Origin of the sequence: Rhizobium bangladeshense, assembly GCF_017357245.1 — a bacterium.
Taxonomy (GTDB): Bacteria; Pseudomonadota; Alphaproteobacteria; order Rhizobiales; family Rhizobiaceae; genus Rhizobium; species Rhizobium bangladeshense.
In genome coordinates this window covers 149,279-168,184 of record NZ_CP071612.1, presented here as the reverse complement: position 1 = coordinate 168,184, position 18,906 = coordinate 149,279, and the positions used below count along the sequence as shown (strand labels likewise).

Annotated in this window: 11 protein-coding genes; 8 read left to right on the top strand and 3 right to left on the bottom strand. The window is 61.2% G+C overall.

Features of this window, described 5'->3' with window-relative positions; all coding sequences use genetic code 11:
* Positions 1 to 4: 4 nt before the first annotated feature.
* A complete protein-coding gene (locus tag J2J98_RS00780) occupies positions 5 to 508 on the top strand; it encodes a GrpB family protein (RefSeq protein WP_207602082.1) in 504 nt (167 codons plus the stop codon).
* Positions 509 to 538: 30 nt separating this feature from the next.
* On the opposite strand, the gene J2J98_RS00775 is transcribed toward J2J98_RS00780, so the two are convergent.
* Together J2J98_RS00775 and polA are read right to left on the bottom strand one after the other, a co-directional pair.
* Positions 539 to 2,926, bottom strand: coding sequence for a DNA translocase FtsK (locus J2J98_RS00775; RefSeq protein ID WP_207602081.1), 2,388 nt, complete (start codon positions 2,924 to 2,926; stop codon positions 539 to 541).
* Positions 2,927 to 3,097: 171 nt separating this feature from the next.
* On the bottom strand, positions 3,098 to 6,097 hold the full coding sequence (gene polA / locus J2J98_RS00770) for a DNA polymerase I (RefSeq protein WP_207602080.1): 3,000 nt from the start codon (positions 6,095 to 6,097) through the stop codon (positions 3,098 to 3,100).
* A gap of 411 nt (positions 6,098 to 6,508) precedes the next feature.
* On the opposite strand from polA, the gene J2J98_RS00765 reads away from it, so the two are divergent.
* A complete protein-coding gene (locus J2J98_RS00765; RefSeq protein ID WP_138394431.1) occupies positions 6,509 to 6,925 on the top strand; it encodes a MarR family winged helix-turn-helix transcriptional regulator in 417 nt (138 codons plus the stop codon).
* Positions 6,926 to 6,931: 6 nt separating this feature from the next.
* On the opposite strand, the gene J2J98_RS00760 is transcribed toward J2J98_RS00765, so the two are convergent.
* A complete protein-coding gene (locus tag J2J98_RS00760; protein ID WP_207602079.1) occupies positions 6,932 to 9,319 on the bottom strand; it encodes a bifunctional diguanylate cyclase/phosphodiesterase in 2,388 nt (795 codons plus the stop codon).
* Between the two features lie 210 nt (positions 9,320 to 9,529).
* Here J2J98_RS00760 and J2J98_RS00755 point away from each other — a divergent pair, with 210 nt between their 5' ends.
* The 6 genes from J2J98_RS00755 to J2J98_RS00730 all read left to right on the top strand — a co-directional run bounded on the left by J2J98_RS00755 (position 9,530) and on the right by J2J98_RS00730 (position 18,819).
* Positions 9,530 to 10,918, top strand: coding sequence for a M20/M25/M40 family metallo-hydrolase (locus tag J2J98_RS00755; RefSeq protein WP_138394433.1), 1,389 nt, complete (start codon positions 9,530 to 9,532; stop codon positions 10,916 to 10,918).
* Between the two features lie 395 nt (positions 10,919 to 11,313).
* Positions 11,314 to 12,006, top strand: a complete 693-nt coding sequence (locus J2J98_RS00750; protein WP_138394434.1) for an SH3 domain-containing protein — start codon at positions 11,314 to 11,316, stop codon at positions 12,004 to 12,006.
* A 536-nt stretch (positions 12,007 to 12,542) separates the two neighbouring features.
* Positions 12,543 to 14,870, top strand: coding sequence for a transglycosylase domain-containing protein (locus tag J2J98_RS00745; protein ID WP_207602078.1), 2,328 nt, complete (start codon positions 12,543 to 12,545; stop codon positions 14,868 to 14,870).
* Between the two features lie 282 nt (positions 14,871 to 15,152).
* Positions 15,153 to 17,069, top strand: coding sequence for a molecular chaperone DnaK (dnaK, locus tag J2J98_RS00740; RefSeq protein WP_064707569.1), 1,917 nt, complete (start codon positions 15,153 to 15,155; stop codon positions 17,067 to 17,069).
* 85 nt (positions 17,070 to 17,154) lie between these two features.
* On the top strand, positions 17,155 to 18,282 hold the full coding sequence (gene dnaJ, locus J2J98_RS00735) for a molecular chaperone DnaJ (protein WP_064707568.1): 1,128 nt from the start codon (positions 17,155 to 17,157) through the stop codon (positions 18,280 to 18,282).
* Positions 18,283 to 18,618: 336 nt separating this feature from the next.
* Positions 18,619 to 18,819, top strand: coding sequence for a hypothetical protein (locus J2J98_RS00730; protein WP_064693332.1), 201 nt, complete (start codon positions 18,619 to 18,621; stop codon positions 18,817 to 18,819).
* The last annotated feature ends 87 nt before the right edge of the window (positions 18,820 to 18,906 follow it).

The window sequence follows — 18,906 nt, the reverse complement described above, 5'->3', positions numbered from 1 at the left end:
CAGGATGCGCGCCATCAAAGTCGTCGATTACGACCCTTGCTGGCCGCGGCTCTTTGCTGAAGTCAGCATCGAGATATCTGCGCTGCTCGGCGAGGTCGTGCTTACCATCGATCACATCGGCAGCACGTCGGTGCCCGGCTTGGCGGCCAAGCCGAAGATCGACCTCGATGTCGTCATGATCTCAGACGAGGTCCTGCCGATGGCAATCAAGATCATGCGCGCGACCGATTTCGTCTTCCACGGTGATAGAGGCGAGAAACGATGGGGCTTCACCCGCGATCATGACGATCACGGGTTCAAGCTCTATCTCTGCGGCCCGGATAATCGCGCCCACCGGGAGCGCATCCGGTTTCGCGACTATGTCCGAGATCACCCGGAAAGAGCCCGGGCCTATGCCGAGCTGAAACGCCGCTTGGCTGTGGAGGCCGGCGGCGATCGGGATTTCTATACCGGCGGCAAGACCGAATTCGTCAGCGAGACGGTGCGGCTGGCAGCCTTACGGACATGAATCGGAGTGCGTAGGGCACCCCGTGCCCTATCAATCCCCGTCGCCCCGTCCGGAGACGATCTCGCGCTTACCGACATGGTTGGCCGGCCCGACGAGGCCTTCCTTCTCCATGCGCTCGACGAGTGAAGCGGCTCTGTTGTAACCGATGCCGAGGCGGCGCTGGATGTAGGAGGTCGAGCACTTCTTGTCGCGCATGACCACCTTGACCGCCTGCTCGTAAAGCTCGTTGCCATCCTCGGAAGCCATGGCGCTCTTGTCGAAAACGGCGCCGGCCTCTTCCTCTTCCGGTTCTTCCTCCTCGTCGGCGGTCACGGTGTCGAGATATTCGGGGCGGCCCTGCGTCTTCAGATGCGCAACGACCTTCTCCACTTCAGCATCGGAGACGAAGGGACCATGGACGCGGGCGATGCGTCCGCCCCCCTGCATATGCAGCATGTCGCCCTGGCCGAGCAGTTGTTCGGCGCCCTGCTCGCCGAGGATGGTGCGGCTGTCAATCTTCGAGGTGACCTGGAATGAAATGCGAGTCGGGAAATTCGCCTTGATCGTGCCGGTGATGACGTCGACCGAAGGGCGCTGAGTCGCCATGATCAGGTGAATACCCGCGGCACGCGCCATCTGCGCCAGACGCTGGATCGCACCCTCGATCTCTTTGCCGGCGACCATCATCAGGTCGGCCATTTCGTCGACGATGACGACGATATAGGGCATCGGCGCAAGATCCAGTTCCTGGCTTTCCTCGATCGGCGCACCCGTTCCCTTATCGAAGCCGGTCTGGACCATGATATGGATGGTCTCGCCCTTTTCGCGCGCCTGGGAGACGCGGCCGTTATAGCCGTCGATGTTGCGCACGCCGAGGCGCGACATCTTGCGATAACGCTCCTCCATCTCGCGCACCGCCCATTTCAGCGCCATGACCGCCTTCTTCGGATCGGTGACGACGGGCGTCAGGAGATGCGGAATCCCGTCATAGACGGAGAGTTCCAGCATTTTCGGGTCGACCATGATCAGCCGGCACTGCTCCGGCGTCATGCGATAAAGCAGCGACAGGATCATCGTGTTGATGGCGACCGATTTGCCCGAGCCGGTGGTGCCGGCAACAAGCAGGTGCGGCATCTTCGCGAGCTCTGCGATCACAGGCTCACCGCCGATGGTCTTTCCGAGGCCGAGCGCCAGCTTGTAGCCGCTCTTGTCGAAATCCTGGCTCTCGATCATCTCGCGGAAGTAGACTGTTTCGCGGGTGACATTCGGCAACTCGATGCCGATGACGTTGCGGCCGGGGACCACGGCGACGCGGGCCGAAAGCGCCGACATCGAGCGGGCGATATCGTCGGCCAGGCCGATGACGCGCGATGACTTCACACCGGGCGCCGGCTCGAATTCATAGAGGGTGACGACGGGGCCCGGACGGACATGGATGATCTCGCCCTTGATGCCGAAATCCTCAAGCACGCTCTCCAGAAGACCGGCATTCTGCTCCAGCGTCTCCTGCGACATGATCTCACCGAGACGTTCGGGCGGCTCCTGCAGGAGAGCACGCGGCGGGAATTCATAGCCTGATGCATCGACCTTTTCCGGCCTCGTCGCTAGGCGCGGCGACGGCAGGACCGCAGCGACCGGAGGCGTCGGCCGAGGCGCGGGGGCGGCCTGTAGCATCGGGGCGGCCTGAGCCACGGGGGCGGCCTGAGGCATCGGGGCTGCCTGAAGCACCGGCGTGACCTGAGGCATTGGAGTGGCCTGGGGTGCGGCCTGGGGCGCCAACGCGATCGTCGCCTCGCGAGCCCGCGGCGGCTTTTCCAGGGAAATCGCCGCCGGCGGGCGCGGAGCCACCGGCGCGGTCGTGGCAGCCGGCGGCTGGGTCGGGCGGGATGCCGACGGGGCGGGCTTCAGCGCGCCCGGACGCCATTCCATGACGCGGAACAGGGAGGTGATCGATTCGGGCGCGGTCTCGATCTTCGGAAGAACGATCGCGGGCGCCCGCACAGGTTCGCCTTCTTCGAAGGCCATGACTTCCCAGAAGGCGAAATCGGAAATCGAAGACAGTTCGGAAGCGGCGCGCAGGGGGGAAGCCTCCACCGCGGCGGCCGGCGGTTGCGGCGTCTCGATCGTCTGAGCCGGCGCTGCGGCAAGTTCGCCGGGCTCCGGCAGATAGATGTCGAAGGGGACGTCGACCGCGACCGGCTCGATCCGTATTGCCTGCTGTTCAGATTGCGGTTCGCCGCGAACAGGCTCGTTCGATGGGCGGCGGCGGCTGATCAGCGTTTCGGGCGTGCGGGTGAAGCGAACGTTCGGCGCGAGCGAGAAGTTGCTCTGCCAGATCGGCGCGGCGGGCTTTTCGCCTGCAATTTCCTCCTGAAGTTCCGTTTCAAGCCCGCTGGAAAATTCCGCGGCATCGGTCAAATTGGTTCTGGGAAAACGCATGCGTCCGCTACTCACTCATGCCTAACAAATTGCGACCGTACCGGGATAGAAAAGGAAGGTTAATAAGTTCCTTCCGGCCGTACCAATCCGAGACGGCCTTCCGAGACAGTTTGCTGCCATTTCAACGACTTGTGTAAAGTGGAAAAATCTTCGCTTTTTTTGATGAGGCGATTAGTGCGCCTCGTCCCAATTGCTGGCGGCGCGGGCATCGACCTTTAGCGGCACGCGCATTTCGAGCGCTGGCATAGTGGCGTTTTCCATGACCGAGACGATGATCGGCATCGCCTTTTCGACATCCTCGTCCTCGACTTCGAAGATGAGTTCGTCGTGCACCTGCAGCAGCATGCGAACGCGCTCGGCAAGGCCGGCTTCGGCCAAGGCCGGCTCCATCTTGATCATCGCTCGGCGGATGACGTCGGCCGCCGAGCCCTGGATCGGCGCGTTGATCGCCGCACGCTCGTTGAAGGCACGCACGGAGGGATTGGACGAGCGGATTTCGGGATAGTTGATTCGCCGGCCGAAGATCGTTTCGACATAACCCTTGTCGCGCGCCATCGCCTTGCGGCTTTCCATATAGTCGCGGATGCCGGGGAAACGCTCGAAATATTTCTTGATGTAGTCACCGGCTTCCGACCGCTCGATCGAGAGCTGGTTGGCGAGGCCGAAGGCCGAGATGCCGTAGATGATGCCGAAGTTGATCGCCTTGGCGCGGCGGCGCACCTCGCCCGGCATGCCTTCAACCGGCACGCCGAACATTTCCGAGGCCGTCATGGCGTGGATGTCGACACCATCCGCGAAGGCCTTGGTCAGCTGCGGGATCTCGGCCACATGGGCAAGCACGCGCAGTTCGATCTGGCTGTAGTCCGCGGAGATCAGTTTGCGACCCGGCGTCGAGATGAAGGCGGTGCGGATCTTGCGGCCTTCAGCGGTGCGCACCGGAATGTTCTGCAGGTTCGGTTCGGACGAGGACAGGCGCCCCGTGGTCGTCGAAGCCAGCGAATAGGAAGTATGGACCCGCCTGGTTTCCGGATGGACATAGCCGGGAAGCGCGTCTGTATAGGTGGATTTCAGCTTGGTCAGCTGGCGCCAGTCGACGATCTTGCGCGGCAGCTCGAAACCGGCAGCGGCAAGGTCCTCGAGCACCGACGCGGAGGTCGACCATTGTCCCGTCTTCGTCTTGCTGCCGCCGGCAAGGCCCATCTTGCCGAACAGGATGTCGCCGAGCTGCTTCGGCGAACCGATATTGAAACGCTCGCCGGCGAGTTGGTAGATCTCGTCTTCCAAGCGCGCCGCACCCTGGGCCAGTTCGCCAGACAGGCGCGACAGGATCTGCCGGTCGACGGTGATCCCACGCGCTTCCATACGCGCCAGCACCGGCAACAGCGGCCGCTCCAGCCGCTCGTAAACGCTGGTCAGCCCCGCCGCCGCCAGCCGCGGCTTCAGGACCAGCCAGAGGCGCAGCGTCACGTCAGCGTCTTCGGCGGCATAATGGGTGGCGCGGTCGATATCGACGAGGTCGAAGGTGACGTTCGCCTTCCCGCTGCCCGCCACGTCCTTGTAGGGGATGGGCGTATGGCCGAGGAACTTTTCCGAGAGCGGGTCCATGCCGTGGGCGCCGGTGCCGGCGTCGAGCACATAGGAGATCAGCATCGTGTCGTCGAAACTCTTCGTCTCGATGCCGTAGCGCTTCATCAGGAGGTAGTCGTATTTCAGGTTCTGGGCGACCTTGAGTACCGATTCGTCCTCCAGCAATGCCTTCAGCCGCGGCAAGGCATCATCCATGGGGATCTGGTTTTCGGCCAGGCCACCGCCGAGCAGATCGCCGACGCCGTTCTTGTGGGCGAGCGGCAAATAGGCGGCGCGAATCTTCGTGCCTGTGGGGTCGGTGACATTGTCGGCGATCGCCATTGCAAAACCGACAAGTTCGGCCTGCATCGCATCCAGCGACGTGGTTTCGGTATCGAAGGCCATCAGGCCGGTGTCGCGCGCATCGGCGATCCATCGGTCCAGCGTCGCCAGATCGCGGATCGTCTCATAGTTCGCATGATCGAACGGCAGCGTCGCAAAGGCCTCGGCACGCGCCTTGGCAAGATCGGCGGGCGAAAAAGCACCTTCGACGCCGGCCTTCGCCTTTGCGCGCGGCGGCACGGGCACCGATTCGCCCGAAACCTCTGGGATGCCGCCGGCAACGGGTTCCGGCTCGACCGCGTCGAGATCGGGACCACGGGCTGCGTCGCCCCATTCGATAGGGACGACAGCCGGTTCGATGGCGCTCGCATCGCAGTCGCAGAGTTCGGCGACGCGTCGCGTCAGCGTCGTGAATTCCATCGTTTTGAGGAAGCCGATCAGCTTCGGGCCGTTCTGCGGTTCCAGCACCAGCGCGTCGAGATCGAGATCGAGCGGCACGTCGGTGCGCAGCCGCACGAGTTCGCGCGAAAGCCGCGCCATTTCGATATTGGCAAGGATCGTCTCACGGCGCTTGACCTGCTTGATCTCGGTGGCGCGGTCGAGCAGCGTGTCGAGATCGCCATATTCCTCGAGGAGCTGGGCAGCCGTTTTCGGGCCGATGCCGGGAATGCCGGGGACATTGTCGACGGAATCGCCGGTCATCGCCTGCAGGTCGATCATCTTTTCCGGCGGCACGCCCCATTTCTCGATGACGTCGGGGATACCGATCTGCTTGTCCTTCATGCTGTCATACATGTGGACATTCGGTGTGACGAGCTGCATCAGATCCTTGTCGGAGGAGACGATGGTGACATCGGCGCCCGCGGCCTCGGCCTGACGGGCGTAGGTGGCGATGATGTCATCGGCCTCGAACCCCTCGGTCTCGATGCAGGGCAGGTTGAAGGCACGCGTCGCCTCTCTTATGAGGCCGAATTGCGGGATGAGCTCTTCTGGTGGCGCCGAGCGGTTCGCCTTGTAGGCGTCGTAGAGATCCTTGCGAAAGGTCTTGGCGGAATAATCGAAGATGACTGCAAGATGGGTCGGCGTCACCCCGACATCGGTATTGCGCGCATCCCTCAAAAGTTTCCACAGCATGTTGCAGAAACCGGAAACGGCGCCCACCGGCAGGCCGTCGGACTTGCGCGTCAGCGGCGGCAATGCGTGAAACGCCCGAAAGATGAAGCCGGAACCATCGACTAGGAAGAGGTGATCGCCTTTTTTCATGCGTGCATGGATAGCGCGGGCACTGAACGAGGTCCATATAAAGTTCGATGCGCCAGGAGCGGAAAGGATTTCTGCTCACCGAACTGTTACCGATTTGTAACGTACCGTGACCCTTGAAAAACCACATTCGTAGCTACAAATCTATGTTACCGACGCTATTGATCGCGTCGCGGGTCTGATAACCGGCTTGTCCCCCGCCGCATCAGGCTTGGACAAAGGCCTTATCCCCCTCTCCGGGCCTTTGTCCCCATTTTAAAGTCGCCATGGCCAACCTCCAGGTCATGGCGACTTTTGTTTTCCGGGCCTGCGAAGCACTGATCGCGGCTAACATTTTTGGAGCGTCCTCTGCGATTTGCTGCATTGTCTCCGGCACAGTTTTGGGCCTAACTTGCAATCATGGGATTTAACCGCATGGATTCGGGAGCTTACCTTGCCAGCCAGCTGGCGAAGGGTTTTGCCCGCTCGCTTCAGCAGCGGGCAGTCGGGCTTGGTTTCTCTCCCGGTCAGTTTCCCATCCTGCTGGAGCTCTGGGCCGAGGACGGGCTGACCCAGAAACAGCTTCTCGATCGAGTCGATATCGAGCAGGCGACCATGGCCAATACGCTTTCGCGCATGGTTCGCGACGGGCTGATTGAACGCCGGCCGCATCCCTCCGACAAGCGGGCGCAGCTGATCTTCCTCACGCCGATGGCCCGTGCCATGGAGGCACAGGCGATCGAGACGGCGCGTGAGGCGGACTTGGCGCTGTTCAAAGGCTTTCGCGGCTTCGAGCGCGAGCTGACGCTCGAATATATCCGCCGGCTGCTGGAAAACGCCAAGGCGCTCTGACCGAGATTACTCACAGGCAAGGCGCGTCGGTCGCCTCCACGGTATCGGCAGCGCGCCAGCATCGGCCGTCGAGGATAGGAGGCTTTTGCGGGCAGCGAGCTTGATGCTCGGCTCGATATCCGGCTTGCCGAGTAAAAAACCCTGCACCTGGGCGCAGCCTTCTTCCAGGACGATCTGGCGCTGCGTCTCGGTTTCGACACCCTCCGTCACGACAGGCATGCCGAGACTGTGACCGAGGCCGATGATTGCGCGCACGATTGAACGCGCCGCCGCGTCGTGTTCCAGCATGCCGGTGAAGCTACGATCGACCTTGATCTTGTCGAAAGGGAAGGTCCGCAGGTTGGAAAGCGAAGAAAATCCGGTGCCGAAGTCGTCCATGACTATGTGAACACCTAGACTGCGCAGGCGCTGCAGCGTCGCCATCACCCGATCGCGGTCGCGGATGAGAGCGGCCTCCGTGATTTCGATTTCCAGCCGCTCGGGCTCGAGCCCCGTTTCATTGAGGATTGCCTCGATCCGCTCGCAAAGGTTTGGCAGCATGAACTGCACCGGCGAGACATTGACGGCGATTTTCAACGGATGCGGCCACCGTGCGGCCTCTGTACAGGCCTCACGCAATACCCATTCGCCGAGCTGGACGATCGATCCGCTTTCCTCGGCGATCGGAATGAAGACATCCGGCTCGCTGATGCCGTGCCCCGGCCGGTTCCAGCGCATCAAGGCTTCGTAGCCGCTGACCTCGCCGCTCTGCGCATCGTAAATCGGCTGATAGCTGACATGGATCTGGTTGCGGGTGACGGCGTGGCGCAGTTCGCTTTCGATCTGGCGGCGGGCTCGCGTGGCTTCGTCCATTTCCGCATCGAAGAAACAGGCCTTGCCGCGGCCGCCGTGCTTGACCCGATAGAGCGCGATATCGGCGTTGTTGCAGATCTCATCTGCCTCACGTCCGTCGGCCGGATAAAGGGCGATGCCGAGGCTGACGCCCACGGCGGTCGGGTCGCGTGCCATGTCCATTTCGGCGGCGAATTCGTCCAGGATCGCGGCGGCGAGCTTCTGCGCGGCGGCCGGTTGCTGGCCGACGGGCTGGATGATGGCAAACTCATCGCCGCCGAGACGGGCGACCGTATCGCTTTCATCGGCCACGCGACGGAGGATCGAGGCGACCTTGCAGAGAATCCGGTCGCCCTCGGCGTGGCCGAAAATATCGTTGACGGTCTTGAACCGATCGAGATCGATATAGAAGAGCGCCACCTTGCTGTTCTTTCGTTCGGCCATCTGCAGCGCCTGGCGGATGCGCGTGTCGAACAACGACCGGTTCGGAAGATCGGTGAGAACATCGTGGTGGGCGAGATGTTCTATCATCTCCTCGGCCTGCCTGCGCTCCGTCAGATCGCGCACTGCCAGTACGTCGCAATTGTGCCCGCGATAGACGATCCTGCTCGTATTCAACTCGACGGCAATCTGCTTGCCGCTGCTGGTGGTGAGCAACCTCTCGCCCGGCCCGTTCTGTCCCTGTATGACGGTCAAAGCAGCGGACGGCGCCTTGCCGACAAGATCGGCAAGCTTCCAGCCGGATAAAGCCTGGAATCGTTCATTGGCATCGACGATCCTGCCTTCGCGCAGGATCAGCAATCCTTCCTGCGAGGCATTGGCGAGCCCTCTCAGATCCGTCAGGTGGCTTTCGATAAAGACCACCGCGATAGCGGTCAGAATGAGAGCCGTTGCCGCGATGACGACGATCGCCGCCAGCAGGCTGGTATCGAGCACCGTTGCCGGAACTTCTTTGCCGGGATCGGGCACGAGCGTGATGCTTGCCATCGAAATGAAGTGGAGAGCGCAGATTGCCAAGACGAAGCTGACCGACGAGGTGAGCAGCCGCCTCGGGCCCTTTAACCGAAAGAAGGCGTGAAAGGCCGCGCTCGACAGCAGCGCTCCCGCGAGAACCGCAGTCAGCGTCATGTAGGGATCGTAAAGGATTATCGCCTGTGTCTCGATCGCCTGCATGCCGGTCAGGTGCATCGAGGCGATGCCGACCGCCATCAGGACGCCGCCGCGGATGCGCGAAAACCTGCCGCGCCCCTCCGAAGCGACGACGATCGCGGCCCACGAACCAGCAACCGACAGGAGGAAGGAAAGCGCCGTCAGCCCCAGTTGGTAGCTGATCGGCATGCCGCCGTCATAGGCCAGCATCGCGATGAAGTGCGTTGCCCATACGCCGGTGCCGAAGGCGAAAGCCGAGGCGGCTATCCAGAGCTTGCGCCGCCCGGCATCGCATTCTTGAGCGCGCGAAAGCGGCAGCATCGCTGCCATCGCGCCGATCAGGCAAACCGCGGCGGAGGCAAGCACCAGCCGCCAATCGTGATCATCCCGAATACATGTAATGACCGAAAACATCCGCTCCCCCGAACAGCTGAATTCAGTCAGACTACTTTGGTTGTACTAAATAACTGTAAATTGAATTAGCATGTTCTTCTATATTATCCGGTAATCTTCTTGCACGCCGATCTGGACATGACCGCTTTCGCGTCACCCATTTGCTTTTCCGCCTCGCCTGCCTTCCTCGTTTGGTCTATCGTCCGGCCAAATTTCAAAAAGGAGTCGAAAATGACGGATCTACAACAGGTGCTTGCGCGCGCGGATCAGAACCTCTCCTCGAGCCTCGAAAAGTTGTTCGAGCTTTTGCGCATTCAGTCGATTTCAACCGATCCCGTCTACAAGGCCGAATGCCGGAAGGCCGCCGAATGGCTTGTCGCCTATCTCATGGGGCTCGGCTTCGAAGCGTCGGTGCGTGACACGCCCGGCCATCCCATGGTCGTCGCGCACCATGAAGGGTCTTCCGCCGACGCGCCGCATGTTCTTTTCTACGGCCATTACGACGTGCAGCCGGTCGACCCGATCGAACTCTGGGAAAACGACCCCTTCGAGCCATCGATCAAGGATATCGGCGATGGCCGCAAGATCCTGACCGGTCGCGGCACCTCCGACGACAAGGGCCAGCTGATGACCTTCGTCGAAGCCTGCCGTGCCTATAAGGAGATCAATGGTGGGCTTCCCTGCCGCATCACCATTCTCTTCGAGGGTGAGGAAGAATCGGGCTCACCGTCCCTGAAGCCCTTTCTCGAAGCCAACGCCGCCGAGCTGAAGGCCGATTATGCGCTTGTCTGCGATACCGGTATGTGGGACCGCGATACGCCGGCGATCGCCGCCGCGCTCCGCGGCCTCGTCGGCGAGGAGGTTGTCGTGACGGCCGCCGACCGAGACCTGCATTCCGGTCTCTTCGGCGGTGCTGCCGCAAATCCGATCCATATTCTCGTCGAGGCGCTTGCCGGCCTGCGTGACGAGACAGGCCGTATCACGCTCGACGGTTTTTATGACGGCGTCGAGGAAACGCCCGACAACATCAAGGCGTCATGGGAGACGCTCGGCAAGACCGCCGAGAGCTTCCTCGGCGAAGTCGGCCTTTCCATTCCTTCCGGCGAAAAGGGCCGGTCAGTGCTGGAACTTACCTGGGCGCGGCCGACGGCTGAAATCAACGGCATCTGGGGCGGATATACCGGCGAAGGCTTCAAGACCGTCATCGCCGCCAAGGCCTCGGCAAAGGTTTCCTTCCGGCTCGTCGGCACCCAGGATCCGACTGCTATCCGCGAGACGTTCCGCAGTTATATCAGGTCAAAAATTCCGGCGGACTGCTCGGTCGAATTCCATCCGCATGGCGGCTCGCCGGCGATTCACCTCTCCTATGACTCGCCACTTCTGACAAGGGCGAAGACCGCACTTTCCGATGAATGGCCGAAGCCTGCCATCGTCATCGGCATGGGCGGATCCATCCCGATCGTTGGCGATTTCCAGAAGATGCTCGGCATGGAATCGCTGCTCGTCGGCTTTGGTCTCAGCGACGACCGCATCCATTCGCCAAATGAGAAATACGAGCTCGTTTCCTACCATAAGGGCATCCGCTCCTGGGTACGAATCCTTCAGGGCCTCGCCGGCTGAGGGGCGATGCGACCTTGCCGCGCGCCCGTCGAAATCCAAACAAAAAGGCCGGTCGCCCGGCCTTTCGTCATCCGCTCGGCTCGGTGCCAGTTCATCCGTGGTCAAGGAGCAAGCAGGTATTGCCGTCAGATTGCCGCCCAAAGGTTAATGGACGTTTAACGGTCCTCTGATGTGGCCCTTTCAATGTGCCATGAGAGCGCACCCGAATGTGGCGCACAAATCTCCCCCCGTTCAAGCTGCGTTCATCACGTTCGGCCTATAAGATGTTGAAAGACAAGCGAATGGTGACGCCCTAACAAATGCCGGCGATCGCTCTATCTTTTGTTCCAGATGGCATATGCCAAGGAAACGCAGCCGAGCGCTGCGTGAAAACACGCCAACCAGGAGTGAGAAGCGTGAAAAACCTCATCGTCAAAATAGCCGCAGCCGCGCTGCTTGTGCTGGCTCCGGCAATAGCGCAAGCTGCCGAGGGTTACTCGACGGCAAACGTCAACATGCGTGCGGGTCCGAGCACACGGTATCCCGCCGTCGCCGTCATACCCGCCGGTTCGCCCGTCGAAATCCGTGGATGCCTTTCCAACGTCAACTGGTGCGACGTCGAATTCTACGGCGGCCGCGGCTGGGTCTCGGGCCAGTACGTGCAGGCAGTCTATCAGCAACGCCGCGTCTATGTTGGTCCGCGATATTACCGTCCGCTGGGCATTCCGATGGTCACCTTCAGTGTCGGCAATTACTGGGACCGTTACTATCGCAACCGCGATTTCTACCGGGAGCGTGACCGCTGGAGCCGAGGCCCTGACTATTATTACCGGGACCGCTACTATCGCGATCGGGACTATCTCGATCGGGATTACCGCGATCGGGATTACCGTGATCGGGATTACGGACGTCGCGAGTACCGGGAACGCGATCGGGATCGGCGCGACGACGTTCGAAGAGAGGAAGTACGGCGGCCGGAGCGTCGGGCTACCGACACGAATTTCCGTGACCTGCCGCAGTTCAGAGGCGGAAAGGCTGACACCTACAATCGTCCCGACCCCAGGGCCTCGCCTTTCGTCTGCCGCCCAGGCGACCCTGCCTGCGACTGAAAATATCGAGGGCGGCAGTGATGCCGCCCTCTTTGCACACGGTGGCCGCAATGCCAAAGCCGAGCGAAGAAAAAAGCCCGGCGCTCCTTGAGGGATGCACCGGGCCTGATGTCGATCGGCTCGCGTTGAGGGGAGACGGCCGATCAAGCGCGGGACGTGAGGGGGGTGTCCCGCTTCCCGATAAACACTCCTCGCGCCTATTGGTTCCGCTCGCCGCATAAATCGTTGAATCGGAAACGCCCTTTGACTGCGCAAAGCGTCCCGGCTCTCTGATCACGATCCTGTGCCTCGGTAGCGTGTCCCGGTCGCCGTCGCCTTTAACACCCCGTTAAATCGCCGCAATTACAGTTCAGCCGGATGATCGCGTCGCCCGCTGCATAGTTCCTTAAACCGAAATCAATTTAAGGACAAAGTTATGCAGCACTTCAAAGTGCTACAGCGTCCTTTGCGCGTCTACAAAGACACGCGGCGCTGTAAATGGGCGCCGTTATGCGAAGTGGGCTTCGCGATCGAACAGAGGATGCGACCGGTCCGCGATGGCAGGCAGAGGCAGATCAGGCGACAGAATCGAACCGTCCTTCAGCGGCCGTCCGGCACGCGACGATGATGAATTTTCTCTCGACGCGGATGACCGCGTCATCACAAGCAGATCCGGGCGGCGCGGCGGCTCAAAGTCCCCGCCGCGACGCGTCGCCCGCCAGCGGCGGCGCGAGCCGCGGGAGCGTGATGGCGGCGGTTTTTTCGGCTTCCTCCGCGGCGTGGTCTACTGGTGCGTCGTACTTTTCATCTGGGCCGGCATTGGCGTTGCCGGGCTTGTCGTCTATTACGGCTCGCGCATGCCGAGCGCCAGCACGTGGGCGATCCCCGAGCGGCCGCCGAACGTCAAGATCACTGCCGTCGATGGCAGCGTCATCGCCAATCGTGGCGCCACGGGCGGCGAGGCGCTGTCGCTCGAAAACATGTCGCCCTATATTCCCGAAGCTGTCATCGCTATCGAAGATCGGCGTTTTTATTCCCATTTCGGCGTCGATCCGCTTGGCCTCGGGCGGGCGATCGTCACCAATTTCGCGGCCGGCCATATGGTGCAGGGCGGCTCGACGCTGACGCAGCAGCTTGCCAAGAATCTCTTCCTCTCTCCCGAGAGAACGCTGGAACGCAAGGTGCAGGAAGTGCTGCTCGCGCTTTGGCTGGAGCAGAATTATACCAAGGACCAGATCCTTGCGATGTATCTCAATCGGGTGTTCTTCGGATCGAACGCCTATGGTGTCGAGGCGGCGTCGAGACGCTACTTCAACAAATCGGCGCGCGATGTGAACCTCGGCGAGGCAGCGGTATTGGCAGGCCTGCTCAAGGCACCGTCGCGGCTTTCGCCGGCCCGTGATGCGGAAGCGGCGAATGCGCGCGCTCAGCTCGTGCTCGCGGCCATGCGCGAGCAGGGTTTCATCACCGATTCCGAGGTCAAAACAGCGATGTCGCAGACCCCGGCTTCGGCCAAAAGCTACTGGTCGGGCGCCGGGCACTATGTCGCCGACATGGTGATGGATCAATTGCCCGGACTGATCGGCGACATCAAGGAAGACGTCATTGTCGATACGACCATCGACAAATCCCTGGAGAAGAAGGCAGAACAATCGCTGGTCGACGTGCTCGACAAGGAAGGCGGCAAGCTCGATGCCTCGCAGGCGGCCCTCGTCTCGATCGACGGCACCGGAGCAATCCGAGCACTCGTCGGCGGCAGAGACTATGCGACGAGCCAGTTCAACCGTGCCGTCAAGGCCAAGCGCCAGCCGGGATCTTCGTTCAAGCCCTTCGTCTATGCCGCGGCGCTGGAAAAAGGGCTGACGCCTTTTTCGGTGTTGAACGACGCGCCGATCCGCATCGGCGACTGGACGCCGGAGAACTACGAGAAGAAATACAATGGCGAAGTGACGCTTGCGACCGCGCTCGCCAAATCGCTGAACACGGTAGCCGCGCAGCTGGTGATGTATGACGGGCCGGATCAGGTGATCAAGCTCGCCCACCGGCTCGGCATCGAAAGCGAACTGCAGCCGAACGCCTCGATTGCGCTCGGCACATCCGAAGTGTCGCTGATGGAACTCACCGCCTCCTATGCCGCCTTCATGAACGGCGGCTACAAGGCCACGCCGCACGTCATCCGACGGGTAACCACCGCCGAGGGCAAGGTCCTTTACGAAAATACCTATGACAGTCCGCCGCGTGTGCTCTCCGAAGAGATCGCCGCCCAGATGGACACGATGATGATGGGCGTCATCGAAAACGGCACCGGCAAGAGCGCCAAGATTCCTGGCTGGCAGGCGGCGGGAAAGACCGGCACGACGCAGAATTCACGCGACGCGCTCTTCGTCGGCTTCACCAGCAACCTTACAACAGGCGTCTGGTTCGGCAATGACGACGGCAAGCCGATGAAGAAGGTGACCGGCGGCGGTCTTCCGGCCAAGGCCTGGAACAAATTCATGATCGCCGCCCACAAGGGTCTTTCGCCGGCGCCGCTGTTCGGCAACGGCCAGCTGATCGACAATCCTACCAATGGGCAGCCGATGGCTGAGGCAGCGCCCGACGGCGGGCAGCCGGTCACGGCCGAAGTGCCGCCACCGACAACGATCGGCGGCATCATTTCCGGCGTCTTCGGCGGCGGCGAGAATGCCGAACGTTATCCGCAGGCGCCTGTCCGGCAGCAGCGGACAAGCCAAGGAAACGGTCCAGTTCCTCCTGCAGACGTTGCCGAAGGCGGCGGTCCAGGCTACGAAGGCATGGTGCCGCCCGGTGATATCGGTGGGCCTCAGACGACCTCTTCGGTGCAGCCGCGGCGCACGACCCTGCTCGATCTGATCATGGGTCAGTGAAATTCCTTGCTGCATGCCCGGCGCAAGCCATATATCCTAGAAATCTCACGCTTTCCGGAGATGGAGCGACCTCTTTCCCGGCTCCTGCGAAAATTGAAGGCAACACATTCGTTTTGCTGGATTCCGGGCTATTTCCCGCCTTGCAGTCCAGAAAACCGCTCCTTATATACGCCGCATCACCGCAATCACGATTGCGTAATCTTAAGTAGGCCCATCCCGTAAGGGGCTGTCAGGGAAATGCCTTCTGGGGGTTCCGACAGCTTGCTTCAAGGAGAGAATGACATGGCAAAAGTAATTGGTATCGACCTTGGAACGACGAATTCCTGCGTCGCAGTCATGGACGGCAAGGACGCAAAGGTCATCGAGAATGCGGAAGGTGCGCGCACCACCCCTTCCATGGTGGCCTTTTCCGATGACGGCGAGCGCCTCGTCGGTCAGCCGGCCAAGCGCCAGGCGGTCACCAACCCGACGAACACCCTCTTTGCAGTGAAGCGCCTGATCGGCCGCCGCTACGAAGACCCGACCGTCGAGAAGGACAAGCATCTCGTTCCCTTCAGCATCGTCAAGGGCGACAATGGCGACGCCTGGGTCGAAGCCAATGGCAAGGGCTACTCGCCCGCACAGATTTCCGCGATGATCCTCCAGAAGATGAAGGAAACCGCTGAATCCTATCTCGGCGAAAAGGTCGAGAAGGCCGTCATCACCGTTCCCGCATACTTCAACGACGCGCAGCGCCAGGCAACCAAGGATGCCGGTAAGATTGCCGGCCTCGAAGTCCTGCGCATCATCAACGAGCCGACCGCTGCCGCTCTCGCCTACGGCCTCGACAAGAAGGAAGGCAAGACGATCGCCGTCTACGACCTTGGCGGCGGCACCTTCGATATTTCGATCCTCGAAATCGGCGACGGCGTCTTCGAAGTGAAGTCCACCAACGGCGATACCTTCCTCGGCGGTGAAGACTTCGACATGCGTCTCGTCGAATATCTCGTTGCCGAATTCAAGAAGGACAACGGCATCGACCTGAAGAATGACAAGCTTGCCCTGCAGCGCCTCAAGGAGGCTGCGGAAAAGGCCAAGATCGAACTGTCGTCCTCGCAGCAGACCGAAATCAACCTGCCGTTCATCACGGCTGACGCGTCCGGTCCGAAGCATCTGACGCTGAAGCTGACCCGCGCAAAGCTCGAAAGCCTGGTCGACGACCTCGTCCAGCGCACGATCGCACCCTGCAAGGCAGCCCTCAAGGACGCCGGCGTCACCGCTGCCGAGATCGATGAAGTGGTTCTGGTCGGCGGCATGAGCCGCATGCCGAAGGTGCAGGAAGTCGTCAAGCAGCTGTTCGGCAAGGAGCCGCACAAGGGCGTCAACCCGGATGAAGTCGTCGCTCTCGGCGCCGCCATTCAGGCCGGCGTTCTGCAAGGCGACGTCAAGGACGTCCTGCTGCTCGACGTGACTCCATTGTCGCTCGGCATCGAAACCCTCGGCGGTGTCTTCACCCGCCTGATCGAACGCAACACGACGATCCCGACGAAGAAGAGCCAGGTCTTCTCGACCGCAGAAGACAACCAGCAGGCCGTCACAATCCGCGTTTCTCAGGGCGAGCGCGAAATGGCCGCCGACAACAAGCTGCTCGGTCAGTTCGACCTCGTCGGCCTGCCGCCGTCGCCGCGCGGCGTGCCGCAGATCGAAGTGACCTTCGACATCGACGCCAACGGCATCGTGCAGGTTTCGGCCAAGGACAAGGGCACCGGCAAGGAACAGCAGATCCGCATCCAGGCTTCCGGCGGCCTCTCCGACGCCGACATCGAAAAGATGGTGAAGGATGCCGAATCCCATGCTGCCGAAGACAAGAAGCGCCGCGAGACCGTGGAAGCCAAGAACCAGGCCGAAAGCCTGATCCACTCCACGGAAAAGTCGCTGAAGGATTACGGCGACAAGGTCTCCGAAGCCGACCGTACCGCGATCTCGGATGCGATCGCCGCGCTGAAGTCCTCGACCGAGGCAACCGAAGCCGATGCGGAAGACATCAAGGCCAAGACCCAGACGCTCATGGAAGTTTCCATGAAGCTCGGCCAGGCAATCTATGAAGCACAGCAGGCCGAAGGCGGCGCTGCTGCCGATACCTCCGCAGAAGGCGGCGACAATGTCGTTGACGCCGACTACGAGGAAATCAAGGACGACGACCGCAAGAAGTCCGCGTAATCCGCGGCGGCGTGGTAATGCTTCAACACCTGATCCGGCTGCTCACCATGGCAGCCGGAAATCCATTTCCGGGGTTTAATCCTTAATGGCAAAAGCGGACTTTTACGAAACTCTGGGTGTAGCCAAATCGGCGGACGAGAAAGAGCTGAAGAGCGCCTTCCGCAAGCTGGCGATGAAATATCATCCGGACAAGAACCCGGATGACAAGGAAGCCGAACGGAAGTTCAAGGAAATCAACGAAGCCTACGAAATGCTCAAGGACCCGCAGAAGCGGGCAGCCTATGATCGTTATGGCCATGCAGCCTTTGAGCATGGCGGCATGGGTGGCGGTGGCGGCGGCTTTGCCGGCGGCGGCTTCTCCGACATTTTCGAGGATATTTTCGGCGAGATGATGGGCGGCGGGCGGGCGCGCCAGCGCTCTGCTGGAGGCCGCGAGCGCGGTGCCGATCTTCGCTACAACATGGAAATAACGCTGGAAGAGGCCTTCTCGGGCAAGACGGCGCAGATCCGCGTTCCAACTTCCATCACCTGCGACGTCTGTTCGGGTTCAGGCGCCAAGCCCGGTACGCAGCCGAAGAACTGCGGCACCTGTCAGGGCACGGGCCGCGTGCGCGCCGCGCAGGGCTTCTTTTCGATCGAGCGGACCTGCCCGACCTGCCACGGGCGCGGCCAGATCATTCCCGATCCATGTCAAAAGTGCCATGGCCAGGGCCGGGTGACGGAAGAGCGTTCGCTCTCGGTCAATATCCCTGCCGGCATCGAGGACGGCACGCGCATCCGCCTGCAGGGCGAAGGCGAAGCCGGGGCTCGCGGCGGACCGGCCGGCGATCTTTATATCTTCCTGTCGGTGAAGCCACATGAGTTCTACCAGCGCGACGGAGCCGATCTCTATTGCGCCGTGCCGATCTCGATGACGACGGCGGCTCTCGGCGGGACCTTCGACGTGGCGACGCTCGACGGCACCAAATCGCGGGTGACCGTGCCGGAGGGCACGCAGGCGGGCAAACAGTTCCGCCTGAAGGGCAAGGGCATGCCGGTGCTGCGTTCGGCACAGACGGGCGACCTCTATATCCAGATCCAGATCGAGACACCGCAGAAGCTCACCAAGCGCCAGCGCGAGCTGCTGCAGGAATTCGAGCAGATTTCCTCGAAGGAGAACAATCCTGAGTCGACGGGCTTCTTTGCCCGGATGAAGGAATTCTTCGAAGGCTGAGCTGCCAATTGTTACGCGATCGCGAAAGCCGGGGCGGAAACGTCTCCGGCTTTTTTTGCCCACATATCCTGATTTGAGACATCGGCCGTTCATGCCGAGAGATCTGTTCCAGACCGGCACGATGCTCGATCGGCAGGGGGACTTCCGTTAACGCAGCCCGATAATGCCGCTTGCAAGTTTTTAAAATAATTCCAATCTCTGCCGTCAGTGCATAACCCCGAAGATCGAAACCGGTATCAGAAAGGTGATGCGCAGTTTTAGAGCGATAGAGTGTTCCAGCGCATCCCAATGGACGCAGGCGCTCTAACGGGGATCACCGAAGCAAGAGTATTCATCATGGCGCCAGCCTTTTCCTCTCAGTCCGAAGATGTCGACGTTCTCGCCGGCGCCATCTATACATGGTGTGCCGAACGCAATATCAAGCTTCGCAGCCAACAGGGCCTTTCCATCGCCAGCATGGCGATCGACCTCTACCATGCCGGCCACCAGACGCAGGACGATCTACTGACGGCGTTGCATGGATGCGAAATCCACTAAAGCGAGTTGCGATCTTTAGATTCGCTTGCAGCGCCAACTCTTTGCTTTCGGCCTGCAGGTATCGCAAACCGCTGCGCACCTTTGCGC